The organism is Emticicia sp. MM, assembly GCF_001649495.1.
Map to the genome: position 1 here is coordinate 1 of NZ_LXHX01000120.1, position 17169 is coordinate 17169.

Consider the following 17169-nt stretch of genomic DNA (forward strand, 5'->3'; position numbering starts at 1 on the left):
GATACATTTGAGCATATCTTCACTGTAGGTTCTGACCAAGAGTGTACAATTATCTCTAAAAACGACAAACAAGCTACGCTTGAGCTTCCATACGGTATCGAAGGATACGCTTTATTGAAGCACTTAGCGAAAGCTGACGGTTCAGTAGCTGAAGTTGGTGAGAAATTGACATTCCAAGTATTGGAATTCCACAAAGAAGAGAAGAAAATCATGCTTTCTCACTCAAAAACTTGGGAAGCTCCAAAAGAAGAAGTGAAAGAAGCTAAGAAAAAAGGTGGAAAAGAAGTAGCTGCATCAGCTCCTGAAGAAAAATCAACTCTTGGTGACCTTTCAGCTCTTTCAGCATTGAAAGATGCAATGGTAGAAGGTGAGAAAAAGAAACTTTCTAAGAAGAAAGATTCTGAAGAGTAATTAGCTATCATTTCTCGAAAGAGATAATATATCTTAGGCCGTAGTAACTTTCGTTACTACGGCTTTTTTGTTGATACGTTTTAAATCAACCCTTTTAATTCTTAGCCACTTTACCCATTTTTACTTCAACCGAAAAATCAAATATGATTAATTTTATTCACCTCTTTTTTCTATTTGATATTTTAAAGCAATTTCAATTTTAAAAACTATTTTGACAGTTTTTTTTATAAAAAAATCACTTACTTGCATGTCAACTCAATCCATCTAAAGAACTGGGGTACTATGAAAATACAATTTTTTGGAGCTGCACAGCGGGTAACTGGCAGCAAACACCTTATTACAACCAACAGAGGCACTAAGGTATTACTAGATTGTGGCCTTTTTCAAGGTATTGGCACAACAGAACTCAACCTTCAATTTGGCTTTGACCCCAAAGAGGTAGATTTTCTCATTTTAAGCCATGCACATATTGACCATACTGGCCTCGTACCAAGATTAGTCAGAAAAGGCTTCAAAGGCACTATCTACTGCACGCCCGCAACCAAAGATTTGTGCGAGATAATGTTATTGGACTCGGCACATATTCAAGAGAAAGACCTTGAACGCATCAATCAACGACGAATCAAACGTGACCAAGCACCATTTGAAGTGCTCTATGAAGAAGCAGATGTTGAAGAAGCCTTAAAACTATTCAAAACAGTTGATTATCATACTCCTTTTTATATAGAAGAAGGTCTAAGAGTAGAGTTTTATGATGCTGGGCACCTATTAGGTAGTGCAGGTATCTATCTAACATTCGAAGACCCTCATCATGATAAAACTCTTTTCTTCACTGGTGATATTGGTCGACCTGACGATAAGATTCTACGAAGCCCTGAACCTTTTCCTCAGGCCGATTATATAATTTGTGAATCGACTTATGGTAGTAGAACCCATGAATCAGAGATTGATGTGAAATCACATCTGCTCAAAATTGTTTATAAAACATGTATCGAGAAGCGAGGAAAACTTCTAATTCCTGCTTTTTCGGTTGATAGAACACAAGAATTAATTTATGCCCTTGACCAATTGGCTCACGAAGGTCTTTTGCCTAAAATTCCCGTGTATATAGATAGTCCCTTATCGGTAAAAGCTACTATGGTTATGAAAAATAATGAGGAGTGTTTTAATCCAGAAATATTAGCCTACATTAAGCATGATGGAGATGCCTTTGCCTTTGAAAACTTACACTACATAAGTGATGTCATGGACTCAAAGGCTTTGAATGATAGTAAAGAACCATGTATTATTATTTCGGCATCAGGAATGGCAGAAGCTGGACGAATAAAACACCATATCAAAAATAATATTGAGAAACCCTCAACCACAATCCTTATGGTCGGGTACTGTTCACCCGGAAGCTTAGGTGCTATTTTAAAAACCCGACCGCCAGAGGTAAGAATTTTCGGTGAAACTTTTAAGGTTAGAGCAGATATCCAAATAATGGATTCATTTTCAGCTCACGCTGATTATAAAGAAATGATGAAACATCTTTCTTGCCAAGACACTTCAAAAGTGAAAAAACTTTTCTTAGTACATGGCGAAATAGATACGCAGTTAATATTTAAAAATCATCTACAAAAAATTGGTTTTGAAAATATCCAAATTCCTGCACAAGGCGATAGTGTAGAATTATAAGAGATGCTTTATTAAAATATAAAATTAAAAAGAAACCACAGTTTAGTGTTTAAGAATTTAGTTTTTGAGTAAACCATTTGTATTTTTGCCACAAAATTAAGTATTTGCCTCAAATACAAATTCTACTCAAAAACTCCCTCTTAGGGGCGGGGGAGCGATTTTCAAATGAAAATAGCTATTCACGGCCGAAAATTTAGCGTTGATTCTGTTAATTACATTCAACAGGTCTTTGATGGGCTACAACAACATAAGATAGATATTCAGGTTTCAGATACTTTCAAACGAATTTTATTACAGTCTGGTATTCGTGTAGATAGCAAGGCTATTTATGCTAGCCCTGATGAAATCTTTGATGCAGACCTTGCTTTTAGTCTTGGCGGTGATGGAACTTTTCTCGAAACACTTGCACATGTTGGTAAGCGAGAGATTCCAATTCTTGGTTTCAATTTTGGCCGATTGGGCTTCTTGGCTTCTATTGCTCCTGAAAAAATTCAACGAACAATCTACCAACTCATTAATGGCTATTATAGTATCGATGAGCGAACCATGATTTCGGCAGAATCTCAGTCAGAACTTTTTGAGGAAGGCACGAATTTTGCCCTCAATGAAATAGCTATTTCAAAGACAGATACCTCCTCAATGATTGTAGTTCACGCCTACATCAATGGTGAGTTTTTAAACACTTATTGGGCAGATGGCTTGATGGTTGCCACTGCTACTGGCTCGACAGGCTATTCGCTCAGTTGTGGGGGGCCGTTGGTTATGCCCCACTCGGCCAACTTTATTATTACACCTATTTGTCCGCATAATTTGTTTGTACGGCCAATGATTGTCTCCGATGATAGTGTGATTTCTTTAAAAGTAGAAAGTAGAAGTAATAACTTTTTAGCTTCGATGGATTCCAGAGCAAAAATCATTGGCACCGACGATGAAGCCACCATCACCATAAAGAAAGAAAACTTTAAAGCTAAGATGGTGAAAATGGAAGGCGATGATTTTCTGAGTACTTTAAGAAATAAACTAAAATGGGGTATAGACTCCAGAAACTAACAATATTTTATTTTAAGATTACGTTAAATAATTTGACAAACCTTACTAATACCGTATGAAATTGTTAAAACCTAAGAGATTAATGTATAGTATCCTATTGTGTTTTTCGGTAGTGATTTTATTCACACAAGAAAATTTCGCACAATCAGGTATTTTTAGTAAGAAAAATAAACTTAATCAATATTCTACTGTTGGTATCGGAGGAGGAACTTCGCACTATTTTGGAGATTTATCGCCCTATGGATACTTTTATTATGGTCTAATCACCAACGTACGTTGGAATGCTACCATCAATTATACACGTCAATTCTCATCACAAGTTGGCGTTCGTGCCTCTTTCTCATGGGTAAGAATCTTAGGTGATGATTATACTTATTCACAGCATAATCTTGCAAAATTCTATCAGCCTTTTTTGCGTAACCTACATTTCAGAAATGATATAAAAGAATTTACGCTTACGGGTGTGTATAATCTTTTACCACAATATAGCAAAGGCCCTCAGGGTAGAAGTGCCCTTATGCCTTATGCATTTTTAGGTTTGGGTTTCTATGGGCATGCTCCTAAGGCTAAAGTAGAAGACCCTGCGAATCCTGGGGTTGTTAAGTGGACTACCTTAAAAGACAAACAAACTTCAGGGCAGGGTGTTAGCCCCAATGCTCCAAAAACATATTCTTTAATTCAGCCCGTTGTGCCTGTTGGTTTAGGTTTAAAAGTAAAAATCAATGAAAAATTTGATTTGAACTTCGAAGGCGGGCTAAGAATTACACCTTTCGATTATTTAGATGACGTGGGTAAAGCTCCTTTTCCAGACCTAACCACACTTGCTGGTGTATCTCCACTAGGGGCTATTCTATCGAACCGAGCAGGCGAGGACTTTACTGCCCGTACGGGGGCAAATCGTATAGCTGATTTTCAATATGTTTCTACCAATATCCTATTCCGTACGCCAGCAGGTACGCCATCTTCAGATGGTATAGCTGCATTTGGATACCCTAATTATGATAGAGGAACTGGCCGCTGGGATTCTTATTTTGTCACACAAATTACCCTTAGCTACGTTATTACTAGCCAAATAAAATGCCCGCCTATTAAATAACACTACTTTAATATTTTAAATTTAAGTATTAAACTAATCCTTAATGATTATTTATAAGTTGGTAATAAGTAGAATTTTATGGGTGGGAATTCTATTAATATTGTCACTCAACCTATTGGCACAAAAATGGGAAGTTGGAGGAAGTATTGGTGTAAATCAATATAAAGGAGATGTCGTACCTAAATTTAAGCCATTGATTGCTCGTCCTGCAGGAAGTGGGTTTGTAAGAATGAATCTCAGTCGAGCAGTATCAATTAAAGCTCAGGCTATGTATGGTAGTGTTATAGGAGATGACCGATTCATGAGCTCAGACCCTTATCATCAAGCACGTGAATACCATTTTAAGGCTGATCTGGCCGAAGGAAGTGCACAAATTGAATACAATTTCTTGAATTTTCGTACTAACGCTTCGCGAATTGTCAATAACTGGACCCCCTACGTATTTGGAGGCTACGGAGCTACTTATATTCAATCAAAGGCTTTTTTGAAAACTGATATTAATCCAACCGTTTTTACGCCTTATAGCACTCGAAAAGCTGAACAAGTCGCAATTTTAGGTATTGGTTTTAAAAAGCAGTGGAAAGATAGATGGAATTGGGGTGTAGAATTTGGAGCAAGACATACCACTAGCGATTATATTGATAATCTTGGTTATTCTGACGGGAAGTTTCAAATTCTTCTTCCTGCTGGTGTCGTTCCAAGCAACCCTAAATTTCAGTATTTACTAAAATACCAAATTCCAGGCACTAAGGCAAAAGACATTTATTACTACACCAATTTTTCAATTAGCTACATAATTTACAAAGTTTATTGTCCAAGACCTCGCAGATAAGCGTTTTTTGTACAAATACAAGGGCTTAGATAAAGTTTTTTAGATTAGTATCTTCATAATCAACTACAAATCAATAAAATCTTAACAAACAACATACTTTTTTCCTACCTTTGCAGTCCTTTTTGCACATTTTACACAGGTGTGTGTTGATATTTGTAAATGATAATTGATTTACCAGTGAAAGAAAACATTGATTTGGGCAATTTGCCATCTCATATAGCCGTTATAATGGATGGCAACGGTCGTTGGGCAAAACAACAGGGTGCTTTACGTATTTTTGGGCATCATCATGGCGTAAAATCTGTTCGCGATACCGTAGAAGCATGCGTAGAATTAGGCATTAAGTATTTAACTCTTTATACTTTTTCTACCGAAAACTGGAATCGTCCCAAACTTGAAGTAGATGGTATCATGCAACTTCTAGTAAAAACTATTGGTGAAGAAGTACCAGATTTACACAAAAACAATGTAAGGCTTAAAACCATTGGTGAATTTAGTTCTTTACCTAAATCAGCACGTAAGAAATTAGAGGATTCGATTGAGCTTACTAAAAATAATACTGGTCTGACGCTTATTTTGGCATTAAGCTACAGTGGAAAATGGGAGATTGTACAAGCAACCAAGCAACTTGCAGCAAGAGTAAAGGCTGGAGAATTAGCCGTTGAACAAATTACGGAAGAGGCATTTGCCAAATGTTTAGCAACTGAAGATGCCCCCGATGTAGATTTAATGATTCGTACTGGTGGAGACCACCGTATTAGTAATTATCTACTTTGGCAATTAGCTTATGCCGAATTATATTTTATCGACGATTTGTTTTGGCCAGAATTCCGTAAACAGCATCTTTTTGAAGCAGTTGCCTCTTATCAACAAAGAGAGCGTAGATTTGGTAAAACAAGCGAACAAATAAAGTAACAATTATACTCTATAACTAACATAACCCGATTAACCCAAGCCCCAAAAATGGCTTGTTCGTTAAACTGACTATTTTGATATTCTAAATATATTATGCGTATCCTGAAGTTACTTTCCTTTTTTGTTTTATCACTCATTACTACAAATCTTATGGCTCAGTTTCCACTGGGTCTTGGTCGTAAATATGACCAGCCGAAAGAAGCAGCCATAAGTTATGAGCGTCCGAAAGAGTACGTTATCTCAAAAATTACTGTTAGCGGTGTAAAGTTTTTAGACCCTAATACCCTTATTTCTGTTTCGGGTCTAAATGTCAATGACAAGGTTAGTATTCCTGGCGAACGGATTAGTACAGCTATTCGCAGATTAATGGAACAAGGTATTATTGAAGATGTATCTATCAATGTTACTAAAATCGAAGTCGATAAAGTTGAATTGGACATCCATCTACGAGAACGCCCTCGTTTGAATAAGTTTGTGTTTAAGGGTATCCGAAAAGGAGAAATTGATGGAGTAAGTGAAAAAGTAAAAACCAATAAAGGGAAGGTAATTACTGATGCATTAATCAAGAATATCCAACTTACTATTAAGCGTATTTACATAGAAAAGGGCTTTTTGAATACAACTGTTCAGATTAAGCAGGTTTCTGATACCATCAGAGCCAATAATGCTGCCCTAATGGTATATATTGATAAAAAGAAAAAGGTAAAAATCGAAGATATTCAGTTGAATGGTGTCAAAGAAATGCCTGATTACAAAGTTCTTTCTAAAATGAAAGCAACTAAAATCAAAGCACCACTTCGTATTTTTACTCCTTCAAAATTTATTCCTAAAAAGTTTGAAGAAGATAAGCAAAAGCTTGTTGAATACTATAATAAAAAAGGTTATCGTGATGCTCAAGTTACTTCTGATTCAACCATCACATTACCTAATGGAAATATCAAATTAGTTTTGAATGTCAACGAAGGAAATCGTTTTTATTATAGAAACATCACTTGGACAGGTAATTACCTTCGTAAAACCAAGGATTTAGAAACTATTTTAGCCATCAAAAAAGGTGATGTCTATAATCCTGAAGAATTAAATAAAAAAATTAATGGTATTCCACAAGGCGACGTAAGCTCTGCCTATATGGACGATGGTTATTTATTCTTCCAATGTGAGCCCGTAGAAGTGGCTGTCGATGGTGACTCTATTGATATTGAGATGCGTATCCGTGAAGGTAAACAAGCTACCATAAACCGCATTATCTTAAACGGAAATACCAAAACCAGCGACCACGTAGTAATGCGTGAATTATTGACTCGTCCTGGACAAAAATTCAGTAAAACTGACCTCATCGAAACGCAACAAACGCTTTCGAGATTAGGATATTTCGACCCACAAAAAATCGAACCAAAACCAATTCCACAAGCCGATGGTACAGTGGATATTGAATATAATGTAGAAGAAAAACCAAGCGATAATATCGAGCTCTCAGGAGGTTGGGGAGGTTTACAAGGTTTTGTAGGTACTTTTGGGGTTGTATTTAATAACTTTTCGGCAAGAAATATTGGAAATTTAGATAAATGGAAACCACTTCCTGCGGGCGATGGACAACGTCTAGCCTTACGTTTGCAAGCTAGTGGACGTTTCTACCAAACCTACTCACTCTCTTTTACTGAACCGTGGTTAGGTGGTAAAAAACCAAATTCATTTGCTGTAAGTATTTTCCATACTTCATCTGATAATAGAGGTTACCAAAGAGCTTTAGAACGCCAATATGGTTCGGCTTATGCCTCACTCTATGGTGGAAGTGCAGGTATTTACTCGGGGTATTTCAAAAACACTGGGGGTTCTATTACCTACGGAAAACGCCTCAATTGGCCTGACCGTAACTTTAGTTTCAATGCTTCATTATCTTACCAAAGATATAATGTTGATAACAGTTACTTCATCCCAGGTTTCCAAAAAGGTGTAGCTAACGACCTCTCAATGGCTTTTGTAGTATCAAGATATAGCTTAGATAACCCACAGTTTACGCGTTCGGGTTCTCAGTTTACATTGAGTGCCACTTTCAACCCACCATACTCTTTGTTTAGAGACGCTCCAGTAGTCGACAAATTTAAATGGGTAGAAGGCCACAAATGGATGTTCGATGGCGACTGGTACGTGCCAGTTGTTGGAAAGCTAGTCTTGCATGCGAAAGCAAATATGGGCTTCTTGGGTAAATATAGTGCTAAATCAGACTTCAGTCCGTTTGGTCGCTTTATCTTAGGGGGTGCGGGTATGGGTATGCAAAATGCCTATAACGTTGGTGCAGATTTGATTGGTCTAAGAGGCTATGATGAAGGTGTTGTACACGAATTATCATTGGCTGAAGCTGAAAAGTTACGTACAAGCGATGGAACTGTAACACTCAGCCGTATGGGTGGAATTGTGTATAGCAAGTATGCTACCGAGCTTCGTTACCCAGTATCACTTAATCCACAAGCAACTATCTTTATCTTGGGCTTTGCCGAAGCGGGTAATAGTTGGGGGAGTTATAAAGATTTCAACCCATTCAAATTACGTCGTACAGCAGGGGTTGGAGCCAGAATCTTTATGCCAGCATTTGGTATGATTGGTCTTGACTTTGGTAAAGGTTTTGACCCAATTCCGGGTATTACGAATCGCGGTTTGAAATCGTTTACGTTTAGTATTGGTCAGCAAATTCGATAAAAATACACCATTAATAGTTATTTGTTAAAATCTGTTAATGATGTAATAATTAAATATATTTTGTGCGTTTTTAGCTCAGAGTAATCGAAACAGAAATTTAATCTATGCAGCCACTTAATAAAAACATTCAACAATTCACGCATTGAAAATTTATTTTTGAATGAAAAAGACAATATTTTTACTATTTTTGGCTCTTCTTTCAGCACAAAGCTTTGCACAAAAGTTCGGATACATTGATTCTGAATTTATTACAAGCAAGATGCCTGCGTATAAAAAGGCCCAAGAAGATATGGATAAATATTCTGAAAAATGGGTAAATGATATTCAAGGGAAATATGCCGAAATAGAAAAAATGCGTCAACAATTTCAGCAAGAAGAAATTTTGCTAACTGCTGAAATGAAACGTGAGCGGCAGAAAATAATTGATGAAAAAGAAGCAGAATTGAAAGAACTCAATAACAAGGTCTTTGGCATGAACGGAATGATTTTCGCAAAAAAGAAGGAAATCATGAAACCCATACTCGACGATATCAATAAAGCCTGTGAGAAAGTAGCACGTCAGAAACAATTGATGTTTATTTTCGATAAAGCCTCAGATATGAGTATGATTTACACCGACCCACGCCACGATTACACAGATTATGTAATGGAGGCTTTAGGAATTTCACTCAAAGAAGAGAAAACTCAAAATAACCAAGTAACCAAACCAAAAAAATAAGTATAAACAAATGAAGACAAAATTTTTCGCCGCAATTATCACGGCATTTATGTTTGTAAGCATGGCTAATGCCCAAACAACAAAAATCGGATATACAAATGTTGACTATATCCTTAATAACCTTCCGGACGCAAAAGACATCGAAAATAAATTAAAAACTGAAAAAGCTCAATACGATAAACTTTTGCAAGATAAGATTACTGCGTTCCAAACAAAGTATGAAGATTATCAAAAAAATGGAGCTACGATGTCAGCAGTAATCAGAGCTGACCGTGAAAAAGAATTACAAAGTGCTCAAACAGCTATTCAAGAGTTCCAACAAAACTCTGAGTCAGCTTTACAACAAAAACAACAACAATTGTTGGCTCCAGTTTTAGAGAAAATCGACAAAACTGTGAAAGATGTTGCTAAAGAAAATGGCTATGTATATGTATTTAACACTGATGCTGGCCCTGGTACAACTCCAATTCTTTTGGTTGCTCCAGATGCAGATAATATCTCTGATTTAGTATTCAAAAAATTAGGCGTAACTCCTCCTGCAAAAGCAGCGGCTCAAACAACACCAGCAGCTCCAGCAGCAGCACCTAAGAAATAAGCAATATTTTGTTTAGACCATAAAAAAACGCAAGTGAAAATACACTTGCGTTTTTTTATGGTCTAACTTATACTTTAGCTATTCTAGCGTTACGACAAAAATGAGTTTTCCCGAATCCTGAGATAAAAGGGTCTTTTTAAAGTTCAGAACGACCCATGTATTTCTCAAAATATTTTATTTTTTCAACTCTCCATCTACTAATCTCCAAATTTCTAGAGGATTACTTTCTTTTAATTCATCAATCAAAAGACTATCTGGAAAGTTCTGATAACACACTGGGCGAGTAAATCTTGTGATGGCCATTGTTCCAACCGAAGTACTTCTCGAATCTGTTGTTGCAGGGAATGGCCCACCATGCACCATTGCATGAGAAACCTCAACTCCTGTTGGAAAACCATTGATTAGAATCCTACCTACCTTTTGTTCTAAAATTTCAATCAATTCAGCATATTCTTCTAAATCTTCAGGTGTTCCATGAACGGTGGCTGTAAGATGCCCCGTCATACTTTGAGCAGCAGCTAAAATTTCATCCTTTGAATTTGCTTCAACAACTAAACTGGTTGGCCCAAAAATTTCTTCACTTAAATGCGGATTTTGTATAAACTCCTCAATATTAGTATGAAAAAATACAGGCTCAACGGCAGTAAATCCATCAGAAGCCTTTCCAACACCTATTACTTTAGTATAATTTTTTGCATGTTCTATTCCTCTCACATAGGCATCACGAATACCTGATGTAAGCATTACACCACCCTGACTATTACTTGTATGATGTTCGAGCGTTTCAATAAATGCGTCATTTTTTTCAATCAGAAGCATTCCCGGATTAGTACAAAACTGTCCCACGCCAAGTGTCACTGAATTGATGAAGTTTTGGGCAATAGAAGCACCATTCGCTTCAAGTATTCGCGGTAGCACGAATACTGGGTTTACGCTTCCCATTTCAGCATAAACAGGAATTGGCTCTGGTCTAGCAGCAGCAGCATCGAAAAGGGCTTTTCCTCCACGATAAGAACCTGTAAAACCAACGGCCTTTATAGCTGGGTGTGTAACTAATGCTAAACCTATTTCATGTCCATCATCAAATAATAAGGAAAATACGCCATCAGGCATTCCAGTAGCTTCAGCGGCTTTTTGTATCGCTTTACCTACGAGTTCTGAAGTACCTAAATGTGCAGGGTGTGCTTTAAAAATAACGGGGCAACCAGCAGCTAATGCCGAAGCTGTATCGCCGCCTGCCACAGAAAATGCTAAAGGGAAATTACTTGCTCCAAAAACACCCACTACTCCAATAGCACGCTCAACCGAACGAATATCTGGTCGAGGAAGTGGTTGGCGGTCTGGCAATGCAGTATCAATTCTTGCATTCACCCAAGAACCTTCTTTCAATAATTGAGCGAATAATCTAAGTTGACCCGTTGTACGGCCTCTTTCCCCTACTGCACGTCCTTGAGGCAAACCCGATTCAGCAATGTATCGCTCGGTGAGAAGGTCGCCTAAGTTTTCTATTTCTTCTGCAATTTTCTCCAAAAATTCTGCTTTTTTCTTACCCGAAGTCTTTCTATATATTTGAAAAGCCTTCTCTGCCTTTTCGGTAGCAAGATTTAATTCTTGAATGGTGGCTTTGTAGAATAATGGAGCGAGGGTTTCGCCCGTCGCTGGATTAATGGCCCGAATTGCTACAGTACCTTCCGAGAAAGTTTCGAAGCCAATAATATTTCTTCCTGTAATTTGCATTACTCTTTATAATGGTAGTTTATATGGTAAATTTGATAAAATCTTAGGTAAATTATTTCATTTCAACAGTATTGACGAGTGTACCAATACCATCTATTGTAATTTTTACTACATCACCTACTTCGAGTGTAAAATCATCGTGCGGCACTATCCCTGTACCTGTCATTAAAAAACAACCATTAGGAAAGGACATTTCTCTGAATAAATACTCAACCAAATCACTGTGCTTGCGTTTCATTCGATTAATTTCGATGGAATCACTAAACATTGGAATATCAAATCGAAGAATTTCGAGATTTATTTTAGTGTTCTCATCAATTGGTGAATCAAAAACGGCAATCCCCGGCCCAATTGCAGCACTTTTATCGTAAGTTTTTGCTTGAGGTAAATAAAGTGGATTTTCACCCTCAATATCTCTTGAACTCATATCATTCCCTACTGTATAGCCTGAAATTTGTCCTTTCGAATTAATAAATAAAGTCAATTCTGGTTCGGGTACATTCCATTTTGAGTCTTTTCTAATTCTTACTGCTTGACCAGACCCCACTACTCTTTGTGGAGTAGATTTAAAAAATAACTCTGGGCGTTCGGCATCATAAACTCTATCATAAAAATTATCCCCTCCAGCACTCTTCGACTCTTCCATACGAGCGTTACGGCTACGTAGATACGTAACCCCCGACGCCCAAACCTCCTGCGATTGAATCGGAGCCAGTAAACCATTATCAATTAAGGATTTATATTCGGCAGCGGCTGGCAAAAGTTGAATTTCTCGCTGTAGCTCGAAAAACAAGTCTTCTCGATTGATGAATGTGTCCCAATCAGTGTGTCTTGAAATATAATAATACCCTTCGTGTTCGATTACGAATCCTTGTAATGTCTTGTAGATTTTCATTAGGATAAATAATGTGGTTTGCGATACTCAATATTAGACAAAAAGAAACAAAAAAGATATTTTTTAAAGAAAAACTTATGCAAAGTAAGTGAGTCTTGAAATTTTTCAAAAAAATATTTGGATTTATAAATGAAAGTAGATTCATTTGTAATGAAAATGATTCGCATTCAGCGAATATTCGCAATAAGAGAATCTTTATCAATATGATATATACCAGTTTAGTTGTCCTCATCATTATTATTCTACTCGTCTAAACGGGTAGAAGAGGGCTCGCTATGCTTTAAAATAGAAGACCTTCTTCACCCACAGTGAAGAAGGTTTTTTTCTGTAAATATTCTAAGTATTTATAACTACGTTTACAACAAAAGATTAACCAATGGCATCATTAAACAAATTCAGCCGCACCCTTACACAAGAGATTCACAATCCTGCTGCAAAAGCAATGCTTTATGGCGTTGGCTTAACCGATGAAGACATGAACAAACCTCAAATTGGTATCGCAAGTACTGGATATGAGGGAAATACGTGTAATATGCACTTAAATGGTTTGTCAGTACACGTAAAAAAAGGCATTCAAGAAAACGGAATGGTGGGACTAATCTTCCACACAATTGGGGTTTCTGATGGCATGACTAACGGTAATAATGGAATGAGTTTTTCTTTACCAAGCCGCGATATCATTGCCGATTCAATCGAAGATGTTGTACAAGCCCAATGGTATGACGGTGTAATTGCTGTTGTTGGTTGTGATAAAAACATGCCGGGTGCTATGATGGCTATTGCTCGCCTCAATCGCCCAGCAATGTTGGTTTATGGGGGAACTATCCGTACTGGACAATACAAAGGAAAGAAACTCGATATTGTATCTGCCTTCGAAGCATTAGGGCAAAAATTTGCTGGAACAATTTCTGACGAAGATTATAACGGAGTTATTAAAAATGCCATTCCAGGAGCAGGTGCTTGTGGGGGTATGTACACTGCCAATACAATGGCATCTTCAATGGAAGCAATGGGTCTTACGCTTCCAAACTCTTCTAGCTATCCAGCTACTCATGAAGGCAAGAAAGCAGAGTGTTTGGCTATCGGAGCAGCAATGAAGAATATGTTAGAGAAAAATATCTGCCCACGTGATATTATGACTCGCAAAGCATTTGAAAATGCAATGACAATTGTAATGGCGATGGGTGGCTCTACTAATGCGGTTTTACACTATTTAGCAATTGCAAGTTCGGCGGGTGTTGAATTTACACTCAAAGATATTCAAGATATTTCTGACCGCACTCCGCTCATTGGCGACTTAAAACCATCTGGCAAATACTACATGGAAGATATGTTAGCCATTGGTGGAGTACCAGCATTAATGAAGTATTTACTTAAAAAAGGCCTAATTCACGGTGATTGTATGACCATTACAGGAAAAACAATCGCTGAAAACTTGGCTGATGTTCCAGATTTAGATTTCGAAGAACAAAAAATCATTCATCCAATCGAATCGCCAATCAAAGCATCGGGACACTTACAAGTCCTTTACGGAAACCTTGCATCTGGTGGTGCTGTAGCTAAAATTACAGGTAAAGAAGGTGAAAAGTTTGAAGGAATCGCCAAAGTTTGTGAAAGAGAAGAGGAAGTAATCGAATACTTAGAAAAAGGCGAAATCAAACCAGGACACGTCATTGTCATTCGCAATGAAGGCCCTAAAGGTGGCCCAGGTATGCCAGAAATGCTCAAGCCAACTTCAGCAGTAATGGGTGCAGGCTTGGGAAATAGCGTAGCCATGATTACTGATGGCCGTTTTTCGGGCGGAACCCACGGATTTGTGGTAGGTCACGTTACTCCAGAAGCTTTTGATGGCGGAACTATTGCCTTAGTGAAAGATGGGGATAAAATTACGATTGATGCTGTAGATAATAAGCTCATCCTTCATGTATCAGATGAAGAATTGGCTGTTCGTCGAGCAGCTTGGAAACAAATTCCATCAGAGCATACAAGAGGAGTTCTTCGTAAATATATCAAAAACGTAAGTTCGGCAAGCGAAGGCTGCGTAACTGACTTATAAGACGGAGTACAACAAACCAAATAAAAACTTTATCCTAAAATATCTAAACGATATGGGAAATTTATTAGAAATTGAATTAAAGCAAGAAGCCGCTTCTGCTCCAATTGCAAAGAATGAAGAAAAAACAATTCTTTCTGGTGCACAAGCCATGATGGAGTGTTTACTTGCTGAAGGTGTAGATAATATCTTTGGATATCCAGGCGGAGCCATTATGCCAACCTACGATGCCCTCTATGACTACATGGATAGACTCCACCATACTTTGGTTCGTCATGAACAAGGTGCGGGTCATGCTGCTCAAGGCTATGCACGTGTAAGTGGGCGTACAGGTGTATGTTTGGTAACTTCAGGCCCTGGTGGAACAAACATGGTTACACCCATTGCCGATGCTATCATTGATTGCACGCCAATGGTTTGTATCGTAGGACAAGTGAAATCAACCTTGCTCGGCACTGATGCCTTCCAAGAAACTGATATGATAGGTGTAACAACACCTGTTTGCAAATGGAATTATCAGATTACCGACCCAGACGAAGTGCCAGAGGTAATGGCCAAAGCATTTTTTATTGCTAAATCTGGTAAGCCAGGCCCAGTAGTTATTGATTTTGCACGAGATGCTCAAGTAGCTAAAATGACAAAACCATTCTCTTACAAAAAAATTGAGAAAATGGTTAGCTACAACCCACGTGTAGTGCCCAAACAAGAACAAATCGAGCGAGCAGCCGAATTAATCAATAAAGCCAAACGTCCTTATGTTCTATTTGGTCATGGAGTCTTGATTGCTGATGCTGTTCAAGAATTAATCGAATTCATCGAGAAAACCGATATGCCTTGTGCGAGTACTTTACTTGGCCTTTCGGCAATGCCTAATAATCACCCGAATTACATGGGCTGGTTAGGAATGCACGGAATGTATTCACCCAATGTGATGACCGATGAATGTGATGTTTTGATTGCAATAGGTATGCGTTTTGATGACCGTGTAACGGGTGATGCAACCAAATTTGCCAAACAAGCAAAAATTATTCATATCGAAATCGACCCTTCGGAAGTAGAGAAAATCAAGAAAACCGAAGCTCCAGTAATTGGCGACGCCAAAGAAGCACTTAAAATGTTGCTTCCTCTTGTAAAAAAAGGAGACTTTACTGGTTGGAAAAACGAATTCCGTAAGCTTGATGCGAAAGAATACGAAAAAGTAACACTACGTGATTTAAGCCAAGAAGGTAAAATCAAAATGGCTGAAGTGGTTGCCTTACTTTCTGATAAGACAAACGGCGAAGCTTGTATTGTAGTAGATGTAGGCCAGCACCAAATGGTAACGGCACGCTATTATCAATTCCGCAAACCCAATTCATATATTGCTTCGGGTGGACTGGGTACTATGGGCTTTGCTATTCCCGCCTCTTTTGGTGCAAAAGTAGGAGCTCCAGACCGTGAAGTAGTGGGTGTTATCGGTGATGGTTGTTTCCAAATGACTATTCAGGAACTTGGTACAATTGCCCAGAGTGGTTTGGCGGTAAAGATGATTATCCTTAACAACAATTTCTTAGGAATGGTACGCCAATGGCAGCAGTTATTCTTCGATAATCGCTATTCATTCGTAGAACTTCAAAACCCTGATTTCATTACCATTGCTAAGGGATTCGGAATTGCAGGACATACTTGTTCAGATAGAGAAAACCTAAGCGATTCATTAGATACATTATTAGCGTCTAAAAAAGCCTATTTACTAGAGGTAATCGTAGAAAAAGAAGAAAACGTATTCCCTATGGTTCCTGCTGGAACAAGCGTAAGCGAGATTCGCTTGGAGTAGCACCTAAACCCCGATGGGGGTACAAAGAGGTACATTTCTCGCTTTTATAAATTTATTTTTTATTCCCCACTGGGGGTTAGGGGCTGTTATGACAACATACACTATTTGCGTATTTACCGAAAATAGCATCGGACTACTCAACAAAATCACAATTATATTTACCCGCCGAAGAATCAATATTGAATCTTTGACGGTATCGGAAACTGAGCGTAAGGGTATTTCTCGATTCACAATCGTAATTAAACATGAACGACGTGAAGAAGTAGAAAAACTCGTACGTCAGATTCGAAAAATTATCGAAGTTTTGGCGGTATTCGGTTACCTAAACGAAGATATTGTTTATAATGAAATTGCGTTATTTAAAGTTTCTACGCCTTTGAATGGTAAATCTATTGATGTTGAAACAGTCAATAAAGTTTATAAAGCATGGGTTGTTTATTGGGGGCTTGATTATGTAGTTATCGAAAAAACAGGTACCGAAACTGAAATTTTTGAGTTCTTTAAATACATTAAACCCCACGGTATTATTGAGTTTGTTCGTTCGGGCCGAGTTGCAGTAGGCAAAACTCCAAAAGGATTAATCGAATATCTTCCAGAAGAAATCACCGAATGGGAGTATTATTTGTAATCAACATATTTTTATTTAGTCGCATTAAACCAAAAACAAATCAATAAAA

Annotated in this window: 13 protein-coding genes and 1 pseudogene; 12 read left to right on the plus strand and 2 right to left on the minus strand. The window is 37.8% G+C overall.

The annotated features are described in order from the left end of the window. The 9 genes and pseudogenes from A6M55_RS17510 to A6M55_RS16650 form a co-directional block, all read left to right on the plus strand. Nucleotides 1–411, plus strand: a pseudogene (locus tag A6M55_RS17510) (30S ribosomal protein S1); the annotation flags it as partial. A gap of 282 nt (nucleotides 412–693) precedes the next feature. Next, the gene (locus tag A6M55_RS16615) at nucleotides 694–2088 is read left to right on the plus strand and encodes an MBL fold metallo-hydrolase (RefSeq protein ID WP_064198592.1); all 1395 of its coding nucleotides are present in this window, start codon (nucleotides 694–696) and stop codon (nucleotides 2086–2088) included. Nucleotides 2089–2253: 165 nt separating this feature from the next. Beyond that, entirely contained in the window at nucleotides 2254–3138 is an 885-nt protein-coding gene (locus tag A6M55_RS16620) for an NAD kinase (RefSeq protein ID WP_015028627.1), read from the plus strand. 82 nt (nucleotides 3139–3220) lie between these two features. Continuing rightward, the gene (locus A6M55_RS16625; protein WP_041693457.1) at nucleotides 3221–4234 is read left to right on the plus strand and encodes a hypothetical protein; all 1014 of its coding nucleotides are present in this window, start codon (nucleotides 3221–3223) and stop codon (nucleotides 4232–4234) included. Nucleotides 4235–4277: 43 nt separating this feature from the next. Continuing rightward, a complete protein-coding gene (locus A6M55_RS16630; RefSeq protein WP_015028629.1) occupies nucleotides 4278–5066 on the plus strand; it encodes a DUF6089 family protein in 789 nt (262 codons plus the stop codon). Nucleotides 5067–5243: 177 nt separating this feature from the next. Continuing rightward, entirely contained in the window at nucleotides 5244–5981 is a 738-nt protein-coding gene (locus tag A6M55_RS16635) for an isoprenyl transferase (RefSeq protein WP_041693979.1), read from the plus strand. A 93-nt stretch (nucleotides 5982–6074) separates the two neighbouring features. Further along, a complete protein-coding gene (gene bamA, locus A6M55_RS16640; protein ID WP_015028631.1) occupies nucleotides 6075–8678 on the plus strand; it encodes an outer membrane protein assembly factor BamA in 2604 nt (867 codons plus the stop codon). A 160-nt stretch (nucleotides 8679–8838) separates the two neighbouring features. Then, a complete protein-coding gene (locus A6M55_RS16645; RefSeq protein ID WP_064198593.1) occupies nucleotides 8839–9396 on the plus strand; it encodes an OmpH family outer membrane protein in 558 nt (185 codons plus the stop codon). Between the two features lie 10 nt (nucleotides 9397–9406). Then, on the plus strand, nucleotides 9407–9991 hold the full coding sequence (locus tag A6M55_RS16650; protein WP_015028633.1) for an OmpH family outer membrane protein: 585 nt from the start codon (nucleotides 9407–9409) through the stop codon (nucleotides 9989–9991). A gap of 174 nt (nucleotides 9992–10165) precedes the next feature. On the opposite strand, the gene A6M55_RS16655 is transcribed toward A6M55_RS16650, so the two are convergent. Together A6M55_RS16655 and A6M55_RS16660 are read right to left on the minus strand one after the other, a co-directional pair. Then, on the minus strand, nucleotides 10166–11728 hold the full coding sequence (locus A6M55_RS16655) for an aldehyde dehydrogenase (NADP(+)) (RefSeq protein WP_064198594.1): 1563 nt from the start codon (nucleotides 11726–11728) through the stop codon (nucleotides 10166–10168). A gap of 52 nt (nucleotides 11729–11780) precedes the next feature. Continuing rightward, complete coding sequence (locus A6M55_RS16660) at nucleotides 11781–12623, minus strand: fumarylacetoacetate hydrolase family protein (protein ID WP_064198595.1); 843 nt, start codon at nucleotides 12621–12623, stop codon at nucleotides 11781–11783. A 376-nt stretch (nucleotides 12624–12999) separates the two neighbouring features. Here A6M55_RS16660 and ilvD point away from each other — a divergent pair, with 376 nt between their 5' ends. The 3 genes from ilvD to ilvN all read left to right on the plus strand — a co-directional run bounded on the left by ilvD (nucleotide 13000) and on the right by ilvN (nucleotide 17120). After that, entirely contained in the window at nucleotides 13000–14679 is a 1680-nt protein-coding gene (gene ilvD / locus A6M55_RS16665; RefSeq protein ID WP_015028637.1) for a dihydroxy-acid dehydratase, read from the plus strand. Between the two features lie 52 nt (nucleotides 14680–14731). Further along, complete coding sequence (gene ilvB / locus A6M55_RS16670; RefSeq protein WP_015028638.1) at nucleotides 14732–16492, plus strand: biosynthetic-type acetolactate synthase large subunit; 1761 nt, start codon at nucleotides 14732–14734, stop codon at nucleotides 16490–16492. An 88-nt stretch (nucleotides 16493–16580) separates the two neighbouring features. After that, the gene (gene ilvN, locus A6M55_RS16675; RefSeq protein ID WP_041693981.1) at nucleotides 16581–17120 is read left to right on the plus strand and encodes an acetolactate synthase small subunit; all 540 of its coding nucleotides are present in this window, start codon (nucleotides 16581–16583) and stop codon (nucleotides 17118–17120) included. Nucleotides 17121–17169 lie beyond the last annotated feature (49 nt).